This window comes from Nostoc sp. UHCC 0251, assembly GCF_034932245.1.
Taxonomy (GTDB): domain Bacteria; phylum Cyanobacteriota; class Cyanobacteriia; order Cyanobacteriales; family Nostocaceae; genus Nostoc.
Map to the genome: position 1 here is coordinate 1 of NZ_JAYGHD010000532.1, position 1,548 is coordinate 1,548.

The 1,548-nt window shown below is 46.5% G+C and carries 1 protein-coding gene; it reads left to right on the forward strand.

Annotation, left to right across the window (positions count from 1 at the left end):
- Positions 1–72 precede the first annotated feature (72 nt).
- Positions 73–1,533: an Asp-tRNA(Asn)/Glu-tRNA(Gln) amidotransferase subunit GatA gene (gene gatA / locus VB740_RS36625; protein ID WP_323204700.1), complete on the forward strand. Its 1,461-nt coding sequence runs from the start codon at positions 73–75 to the stop codon at positions 1,531–1,533.
- Positions 1,534–1,548 lie beyond the last annotated feature (15 nt).

The following is a 1,548-nucleotide window of genomic DNA, read 5'->3' on the forward strand; positions in this document are numbered from 1 at the left end:
CCCCAATCCCCAATTCCCAATCTCATCCAATATGTACTAAAATCAATGACTTGAGTCACAAAGAGAGCAATCATGGCATCCATCCGCGAGTTGCACCAACAGCTGGTTAAGAAAGAACGTTCTGCCGTTGAAATTACCCAAGAAGCTTTAGAGCGCATTCAAGCGTTAGAGCCAAAATTGCACAGCTTTTTATGTGTGACCGCAGATCGGGCATTAGAGCAGGCGGGTGCTGTGGATGCCAAAATTTCTGCGGGAGAAGAAATTGGGCTACTAGCAGGCATTCCTGTTGGGATTAAGGATAATTTATGTACTAAGGGAATTCCTACCACCTGTGCCTCCCGAATTTTGGAAAATTTCGTGCCGCCTTATGAATCAACGGCGACGCAAAAACTGGCAGATGCTGGGGCAATAATGGTAGGCAAAACCAACTTGGATGAGTTTGCGATGGGTAGTTCCACAGAAAACTCTGCCTACCAAGTCACGGCTAATCCTTGGGATTTGTCACGAGTTCCAGGTGGTTCTTCGGGGGGTTCTGCGGCGGCGGTGGCGGCTCAAGAATGTGTAGTTGCTCTCGGTTCTGATACTGGCGGTTCGATTCGGCAACCTGCATCTTTTTGCGGTGTGGTGGGAATGAAGCCGACTTATGGCTTGGTTTCCCGTTATGGTTTGGTGGCTTACGCTTCGTCTTTGGATCAAATTGGGCCATTTGGAAACACAGTGGAAGATGCCGCAATATTATTAAATGCGATCGCAGGTTACGATCCCAAAGATTCTACCAGTCTCAAAGTTCCCATTCCCAACTATGCCGCTAGCTTAAAACCAGACTTCAAACCCAGAGGTCAGCTAAGAATTGGCATCATTAAAGAAACTTTTGGTGAAGGTTTGGACTCTGTTGTGGAACAAGCTGTTACCAAAGCAGTAGACGTATTACAAAGTTTAGGAGCAGAGATTCATATAATTTCCTGTCCCACCTTTCGCTATGGCTTACCCACCTACTACATCATTGCCCCATCAGAAGCGTCAGCAAACCTAGCTCGTTACGATGGCGTTAAATATGGTTACCGCGCCCCTGATGCCGATAATCTGCTATCGATGTACACTCGCACCCGTGCCACTGGTTTTGGTACAGAAGTCAAACGCCGGATTATGATTGGCACTTACGCCCTTTCGGCTGGCTATTATGACGCCTACTACCTGAAAGCGCAAAAAGTCCGCACCCTGATTAAGCAAGACTTTGAAAAGGCTTTTGGCTTAGTTGATGTGTTAGTTTGTCCCACATCTCCCACTACAGCATTCAAAGCAGGGGAAAAAACTACTGACCCCTTGAGCATGTATTTAACTGACTTGATGACTATCCCTGTCAATCTTGCTGGTTTACCTAGTTTAAGTTTGCCATGTGGTTTCGATGATCAAGGGCTACCAATAGGATTACAGCTAATTGGCAATGTCCTGCGAGAAGACCTACTGTTTCAAGTAGCTTACGCTTATGAGCAATCCACTAGTTGGCATCTGCGTAAACCGCAAATATCTTGAAATTGGGCATGGGGC